This window comes from Mycobacterium simiae (assembly GCF_008370645.1).
GTDB classification, from domain to species: domain Bacteria; phylum Actinomycetota; class Actinomycetes; order Mycobacteriales; family Mycobacteriaceae; genus Mycobacterium; species Mycobacterium simiae_A.
This window is the reverse complement of the sequence record NZ_VTZN01000230.1, coordinates 1-6,304: the sequence shown is the minus strand read 5'-3', so window position 1 is coordinate 6,304 and position 6,304 is coordinate 1. Positions and strand designations below refer to the sequence as shown.

Below are 6,304 nucleotides of genomic sequence, written 5' to 3'. Positions count from 1 at the left end.
GGTCGTGGTCGCATTTTCCGTCACCCCACTAGGGGTGGGGGAGGGGGTGGGCGAGATCGTGGCCGAAGCCGTGCGGGTGGTTCGCAATTCCGGTCTGCCCAACAAGACGGACTCGATGTTCACCGTGATCGAGGGTGATACCTGGGAAGAAGTTATGGCGGTGGTGCAGCGCGCGGTGGAAGCCGTGGCTGCACGCGCACCGCGGGTCAGCACGGTGATCAAGGCCGACTGGCGAGCGGGCGTCACCGATGCGATGACGCAGAAAGTCGCTTCCATCGAGCGCTATCTGTCGTCCTGAGACCGCACAGCAGCGGTGAACGCTCGCTCGGCCGCCGTGCCGTGAACGGCGAACACGACCCGCTGCAGCGAATCCGCTTGGTGCCGACGAACGGCGCCGACCATCAATCGTGCCGCCTCCTCGACCGGGAATCCGCCGACGCCGGTGCCGAATGCCACAAGAGCCAGCGAGCGACAGCCCAGCTCGTCGGCCTTCTGCAAGGTAGCAGCGGTGGCTCGGCCGATGATCTCCGCTGAGGTGGCACCGCCGAGTTGCATCGTTGCCGCGTGGATGACGTAGCGAGCGGGCATGTCGCCCGCGGTGGTTTCGACCGCCTCCCCGAGCCCGATCGGCGCCTTGTCGTTCGATTCCCGCTGCACCGCGGCCCCACCCGCGCGGGAGATCGCAGCGGCAACGCCTCCGGCATGCCGAAGTTGGGTATTGGCGGCGTTGGCAATGGCGTCGACCTCGAGACTGGTCACGTCAGCCTGAACTACCTCTATGTCGATCATCGACATATTGTCTATCTGAATCCGCCCTCGGGGGTGAGGCTCTTGCGCTTCGATGACCCGGCCGCGTTAGATGGCTTGACGCGATCGCAGCAAAGTAAGCAACTTACGAGGAGGCACACCGATGGCTTGTCACTCCGCTCCTGTACCGGTTCGCGCTACATGAGCACCGGCGGGCCCGGTGGTCAGGGCGGCGCGGGAGGGCGAGGCGGCGCCGGCGGTGCTGGTGGCCGCGGTGGTGCCGGGGGAAGAGGCGGCGCCGGTGGCCGAGGCGGCGACGGCGGCGACGGCGGCCCCGGTGGTGCCGGTGGCCCAGGCGGAGCGCCAGGTCTCGGTGGTCAGCCCGGCGAGGGCGGGCCAGGCGGCGCCGGCGGCGCGCCCGGTCTAGGCGGAAGCCCTGGCCAACCGGGCCAGCCGGGGCAGCCCGGCGAACCGGGCCCGCCAGGCCAACCGGGCCAACCCGGCAGCCCCGGCCGCTGACACCTGCCTGATCGACGATTGAGCTAGATCGTCGAGCCGCAGCGGCGGCACGGTCTCAGTCAGCGTGCCCCGAGTACTTTCACCACCGCTACTACAAGTACGTAGGCTCGTCACGGTGAGCGCTCGCGCGGGCATCGTGGTAACCGGAACTGAGGTCTTGACCGGGCGGATCCAAGACCGCAATGGCCCTTGGATCGCCGATCGGCTTCTAGAGCTCGGAGTCGAGCTGGCCCACATCACGATCTGCGGTGACCGCCCAGCCGACATCGAAGCGCAGCTGCGCTTCATGGCCGACCAAGGGGTGGACCTAATTATCACCAGCGGAGGCCTGGGCCCGACAGCCGACGACATGACCATCGATGTGGTAGCCCGTTTCTGTGGCCGCGAGCTGGTACTGGACACCGAAGTCGAGAACACGATCGCCAGCATCCTCAAGAAGCTGATGGCGCACTTCAATCCGGGCGACTTCGAAGCAGTGCGGGCCGCCAACCGCAAGCAGGCCATGATCCCGGCCGGAGCTCAGGTGATTGACCCGGTGGGTACCGCACCCGGCGTAGTGGTACCCGGAAGGCCGGCGGTGATGGTGCTGCCCGGGCCGCCACGCGAGCTACAACCAATGTGGCGCAAGGCAATTCAAACAACCGCGGCACAAGAAGCCATCGCTGGCCGAACGATCTACCAGCAAGAGACGATTCGTATGTTCGGGCTGCCCGAGTCTGGTCTGGCCGAGACCTTGCGCGGCGCCGAAACATCCGTCCGCGGATTCGACACGCTGGAGATCACGACATGCCTGCGGCGCGGCGAAATTGAGATGGTTACTCGTTATGAGCCAGCTGCGGCAGGCGTGTACGCACAGCTCAAGCAGCTGCTGCGCGACCGGCATGGCCAGCAGGTGTACTCCGAAGATGGCTCACAGGTAGACGATGTGGTCGCGCAACTACTGGCCGGCCGCCGGATAGCGACCGCGGAATCATGCACCGCCGGGCTGTTGGCGGCACGGCTGACCGACCGTCCCGGCTCGTCCGACTACGTGATGGGAGGTGTGGTCGCGTACTCCAACGAGGCAAAAGCGGAGCTGCTCGGCGTCGACCCGGCATTGATAGAGACGTACGGCGCGGTTTCCGAACCGGTCGCGCAGGCGATGGCGGCAGGAGCGCTGCAACGCTTCGGCGCCGACACCGCCGTCGCGATTACCGGGATCGCCGGCCCTAGCGGGGGAACAGTGGAAAAGCCGGTGGGAACGGTGTGCTTCACGGTTCGGCTCGGCGATGGCCCCACCGTCACCCGCACGCTGCGGCTTCCCGGGAACCGGTCTGATATCCGAGAGCGCGCGACAACGGTGGCCATGCACCTACTGCGTCGCGCCTTAAGCTAGATCACAGCCACTTCTGCTGCGACGAAGTCTCTTTCGGCAGCGCCGAACCGAACTCCGGTGGCGTCCTTACCGATTACCGCCAGTATCGCGACTAGGGTCAACACCGGCACGATCGTCGCCGCCAGCGCGAACGGATACCCGTGGGACTCCGCCAGGCTTTCCTGAATGGGTAGGTTCAGCGCCGCCAGCAAGTTGCCGAGTTGATAGGTCACCCCCGGATACAAACCTCGAATGGCGTCCGGTGACATCTCGGTCAGATGGGCGGGGATCACGCCCCAGGCGCCCTGCACACAGACCTGCATCAAGAAGGAACCCAGGCACAACATCGCCGCGGTGCGCGAGTAGGCAAACAACGGCACGATCGGTAACGCCAGAACCGCTGCAAAAACAATGGTGTAGCGGCGGCTGAGTCGCTGCGATAACGTGCCGAAGGCCAGCCCGCCGATAATAGCGCCGATGTTGTAGACCACCGCGATCCAACGGGCGGTCGCAGTGGACAGCCCGGCACCATGGTCGGTGGTTGCGGTCAAGAAGCTGGGGTAGACATCCTGAGTGCCGTGGCTCATCCAGTTGAACGCAGTCATGAGGAGGACCAGGTAGAAAAATCGGCGAATGATTGCCGCGTTCAACAGCACATCGCGGATTCGAGTCTTGGTCAGCCGCATTCGGTCCTGCGCAGCTTCCCACACCTCGGATTCTTTCACCCGGTACCGGATGACCAGGCTGATCACAGCCGGGACGATGGAAAGACCGAACAGCCAGCGCCACGATAGTCCCAGCCAGTTCATCACCACCAGGCATCCCACTGTGGCCAGCAGGTAGCCGAACGCATAGCCCTCTTGCAACAGCCCGGAGAAGAAGCCCCGCCGCTGTACGGGGACCTTTTCCATGGCCAGCGCGGCACCCAATCCCCACTCGCCGCCCATCCCGATGCCATACAGCAGCCGAAGTATCACCAGCACAGTAAAATTCGGAGCGAAGGCACACAGGAATCCGACCACCGAATAAAAGGTTACGTCGACCATCAGCGGAAGTCGCCGACCAACCCGATCGGCCCAGAGCCCAAAGAGTAATGCGCCCACCGGGCGCATGGCCAGGGTTGCCGTGGTGACGAACGCAACTTCGGTTTTGGAGTGGTGGAAGGTCCTGGCGATGTCGGCGTAGACCAGCACCACGATGAAGTAGTCAAACGCGTCCATTGTCCAGCCCAAAAACGCTGCGATGAAAGAGTTTCGCTGATCATTGGTCAACGAGTGCGTTGTCACCCCCGCATCGTGCAGCATGAGATGCGGCGCCGCCAGTAGAAGATCCTGGGAAAACTCGGGCACGCTTGAGCGATTTGCAAACCATCGACGCAGGCGCGCAATGTTTTGAGAACCTTGCTCGTGACGAGAAAGCGCTGGTCCCGCCCCCTTTTTACCGAACTGAGACAGACCAATACGATCGCAATTGCCGTAGAATGCCGAGGTTTACGAGCCCTACCGGCCAGCCAGATATGAAGTGCTGATTGACCAAAGACGTCCTGAGCTACCATGCCAGCGCTGGGTTTCAGCCACCCCCGAGATCTTCGGTCGGCTGCCAATATTCGCATGTCGGCGTGGCCAGTTGGGATCGTAACTGTTGCGCTCCGATGAACGAAGAGTTCCGAAAGATCTAGGTAACCGGAGGTACGCGGCCGAGACCCTGGTTAAATAGTTGCGACGGCGGCGTCACGACCGCGGCCTGCGCCTGCGCCGTACATTGCGCTAAATCACCCTACTTTTGCTGGGGCAGAGGCGCTTTCGGCTGTACCGAAGCGGACTCCGGTGGCATCTTGGCCGATCAGCGCCAGGATGGCCACCACGGTCAACACCGGAACGATCGTCGCCGCCAAGGCAAAGGGATATCCATGTGAGTCGGCCAGGTATTCCTGAATGGGCAGATTTAGCGCCGCCAGCAGATTGCCGAGCTGATAGGTCACGCCAGGATACAGGCCGCGAATGGCGTCTGGTGACATCTCGGTCAGATGAGCCGGGATGACACCCCACGCGCCCTGGACACAGAGCTGCATCAGGAAGGAACCCAGGCACAACATCGCCGCGGTGCGCGAGTAGGCGAACAGCGGCACGATTGGCAGCCCCAATACCGCGCAGAACACGATGGTATAGCGGCGGCCAAATCGCTGGGAGAGCGAGCCGAAGATCAGTCCGCCGATAATAGCGCCGACGTTGTAGACGACCGCGATCCAGCGAGCGGTCGTGGTAGACAGCCCGGCACCATGGTCGGCAGTGGCGGTCAAGAAGGTCGGGTAGACGTCTTGGGTGCCGTGGCTCATCCAGTTGAAGGCAGTCATCAGCAGCACCAGATAGAAAAACCGCCTGATAATCGCGGCGTTACGCAACACGTCACGGACCCGGGTCTTGGTGAGTCGCATGCGGTTCTGTGCGGCTTCCCATACTTCGGACTCTTTCACCCGGTAACGGATGATCAGGCTGATCAGCGCCGGGATGATGGAAAGACCGAACAGCCAGCGCCACGACAGATCCAGCCAGTTCATCACCACCAGGCTGGCGAGTGTGGCCAGCAGATAGCCGAACGTGTAGCCCTCTTGCAGCAGCCCCGAGAAGAAGCCACGTCGTTGCACCGGAACTTTCTCCATGGCCAGCGCTGCACCAAGCCCCCACTCGCCGCCCATGCCGATGCCATACAGCAAGCGCAGGATCACCAGCACGGTGAAATTGGGCGCGAAAGCGCACAGGAATCCGACCACCGAATACATCGACACGTCGACCATAAGCGGAACCCGCCGACCGACGCGATCGGCCCAGAATCCAAATAGCAATGCGCCCACCGGACGCATGGCCAGCGTCGCCGTGGTGAGGAACGCGACGTCAGTCTTGTTGTGATGGAAGGTTTTTGCAATGTCGGCATAGACCAGCACCACGATGAAGTAGTCGAAGGCGTCCATCGTCCACCCCAAGAACGCTGCCAGGAATGAATTGCGTTGATCGACGGTCAGCGATGGAGTTCTCACGTCAGCATCGTGCAGCACAGGTACAGCGGCGCGCCCCTTGGGGCATGCCAAGCTCGCGGGTAACTTGGGTGTAGGTGCGCATCATCGACACCGATGGACACGTGGCCAATACCCATCACTAGATTGGCGGCATGAATGCGCAACGTTTCTATGGGCTGAATTAGTGGCAGGATCGGCGCATGTGGGCTTTTCTGGCGCGTGCTGCATTGACTGGCTTTGCGTTGTGGGTAGTCACCCTGTGCCTTCCAGGGGTGCGCTTTGTCGGCGGTGAGACGACGTTGGAGAAGATCGGCATTGTCTTCCTCGTCGCGGTCATCTTCGGTGTGGTTAATGCGACCATCAAGCCCACCGTTCAATTCCTGGCGATCCCGTTGTACATCCTGACCCTCGGCCTTTTTCACGTCGTCGTCAATGCATTCATGTTGTGGATCACCGCCCGAATTACCGAGCACACCACGCGGTGGGGCCTGCAGATCGACCACTTCTGGTGGACCGCTATCTGGGCCGCGATCTTATTGTCGATGGTGAGCTGGGTATTGTCGCTGCTTACTCGGGACCTGCGCCGCGCCAGGGGAACCTAGTCGTTCCCCGCCGGGCCACCTCCGTCGTCCTAGGTCTGCCCGCCACCAGCGCGTTCGCGCAGCGCACCT

Annotated in this window: 8 protein-coding genes; 4 read left to right on the top strand and 4 right to left on the bottom strand. The window is 62.8% G+C overall.

Features of this window, described 5'->3' with window-relative positions:
* Positions 1–298 (top strand): MTH1187 family thiamine-binding protein (locus F0Q45_RS23530; protein WP_262491140.1); only part of this gene is annotated, 298 nt, incomplete at its 5' end.
* Here F0Q45_RS23530 and F0Q45_RS23525 read toward each other — a convergent pair.
* Positions 283–789: a macro domain-containing protein gene (locus tag F0Q45_RS23525; protein ID WP_188113119.1), complete on the bottom strand. Its 507-nt coding sequence runs from the start codon at positions 787–789 to the stop codon at positions 283–285. The two genes, F0Q45_RS23530 and F0Q45_RS23525, sit on opposite strands and share 16 nt — an antisense overlap.
* Before the next feature lie 178 nt (positions 790–967).
* On the opposite strand from F0Q45_RS23525, the gene F0Q45_RS28065 reads away from it, so the two are divergent.
* Entirely contained in the window at positions 968–1,174 is a 207-nt protein-coding gene (locus tag F0Q45_RS28065; RefSeq protein ID WP_188113118.1) for a hypothetical protein, read from the top strand.
* Here the strand turns inward: F0Q45_RS28065 and F0Q45_RS23515 are convergent.
* A complete protein-coding gene (locus F0Q45_RS23515) occupies positions 1,171–1,401 on the bottom strand; it encodes a hypothetical protein (RefSeq protein WP_149656194.1) in 231 nt (76 codons plus the stop codon). The two genes, F0Q45_RS28065 and F0Q45_RS23515, sit on opposite strands and share 4 nt — an antisense overlap.
* On the opposite strand from F0Q45_RS23515, the gene F0Q45_RS23510 reads away from it, so the two are divergent.
* Complete coding sequence (locus tag F0Q45_RS23510) at positions 1,331–2,641, top strand: competence/damage-inducible protein A (RefSeq protein WP_262491139.1); 1,311 nt, start codon at positions 1,331–1,333, stop codon at positions 2,639–2,641. The genes F0Q45_RS23515 and F0Q45_RS23510 overlap by 71 nt on opposite strands.
* Here the strand turns inward: F0Q45_RS23510 and F0Q45_RS23505 are convergent.
* Together F0Q45_RS23505 and F0Q45_RS23500 are read right to left on the bottom strand one after the other, a co-directional pair.
* On the bottom strand, positions 2,638–3,924 hold the full coding sequence (locus tag F0Q45_RS23505) for an MFS transporter (protein ID WP_149656196.1): 1,287 nt from the start codon (positions 3,922–3,924) through the stop codon (positions 2,638–2,640). The two genes, F0Q45_RS23510 and F0Q45_RS23505, sit on opposite strands and share 4 nt — an antisense overlap.
* 467 nt (positions 3,925–4,391) lie before the next feature.
* Positions 4,392–5,654 (bottom strand): sialate:H+ symport family MFS transporter, encoded by a 1,263-nt coding sequence (locus F0Q45_RS23500; protein WP_149656192.1) that lies wholly within the window; start codon positions 5,652–5,654, stop codon positions 4,392–4,394.
* 179 nt (positions 5,655–5,833) lie between these two features.
* Here F0Q45_RS23500 and F0Q45_RS23495 point away from each other — a divergent pair, with 179 nt between their 5' ends.
* Positions 5,834–6,235 carry a phage holin family protein gene (locus F0Q45_RS23495; RefSeq protein WP_149656191.1) on the top strand — a complete coding sequence of 134 codons (402 nt, stop codon included), beginning with the start codon at positions 5,834–5,836 and terminating at the stop codon, positions 6,233–6,235.
* Positions 6,236–6,304 lie beyond the last annotated feature (69 nt).